The following is an 868-nucleotide window of genomic DNA, read 5'->3' as shown; positions in this document are numbered from 1 at the left end:
GGCCACATGGCTTTCGGGGTGACGCCCATGAGGTTGAACGCGTAGTGGGTGCGGCAGCGCTGCCAGGACGTGCCGGGCAGGTTCGCTGCGATCGCTTCACGTAGTCCGGCGTGCGCGTCGGACGTGACGAGTCGGACGCCGGTCAGGCCGCGGGCGACGAGGTCGGCGAAGAACTCGTTCCACGCAGCCCCGGTTTCCGCGGTCGCGACGCGCATCCCGAGGACTTCGCGGTGACCGTCGTTGTTCACACCGGTCGCGAGCAGCACGACGGCGTTGATCACGCGACCGCCTTCGCGGACCTTCATCGTGAGCGCGTCAGCGGTGACGAAGGTGAACGGCCCAGCTGCGTCGAGGGGGCGGTGCCGGAAGTCCTCGACGATGGAGTCGAGGTCCGCGGCCATCCGGGAGACCTGCGACTTCGACAGCCCGTCGATGCCGAGCGTCTTGACCAGCTTGTCCATCCGTCGGGTGCTGACGCCGGCCAGGTAGCAGTCAGCGACCACCGTGATCAGCGCGGACTCGGATCGCTTGCGGCGCTCAAGGAGCCACTCGGGGAAGTAGGTGCCCTTGCGTAGTTTGGGGATCGCGACGTCGATGGTGCCGACTCGGGTGTCGAGGTCGCGGTGCCGGTACCCGTTGCGCTGGCTGCTGCGCGACGTGGACGGGCGTCCCCACTCAGCACCGACGACGGCGTCAGCATCGGCAGACAGCAGGGCGTTGATGATCGACTGAAGCAGCGATCGCATCAGATCGGGCGACGCTTCGGCCAGCGCTTCGCCGAGCAGGCCAGCAGGGTCGACAATGTGTGGAGCGGTCATCGTGATGGTCCGTTCGAGAGAGCTGTGAGAGGTGAACTCGAAGGATCACG

1 protein-coding gene is annotated in these 868 nt (G+C 66.9%); it reads right to left on the bottom strand.

Annotated features, from left to right (window positions below; genetic code table 11):
• On the bottom strand, positions 1-818 hold an 818-nt coding region (locus RB608_RS28225), incomplete at its 3' end, for an IS256 family transposase (protein ID WP_308091430.1).
• Between the last annotated feature and the right edge of the window lie 50 nt (positions 819-868).

This window comes from Nocardioides sp. LHD-245, from assembly GCF_030929495.1.
GTDB lineage: Bacteria > Actinomycetota > Actinomycetes > Propionibacteriales > Nocardioidaceae > Nocardioides.
This window is presented reverse-complemented; position numbering and strand designations above follow the sequence as displayed.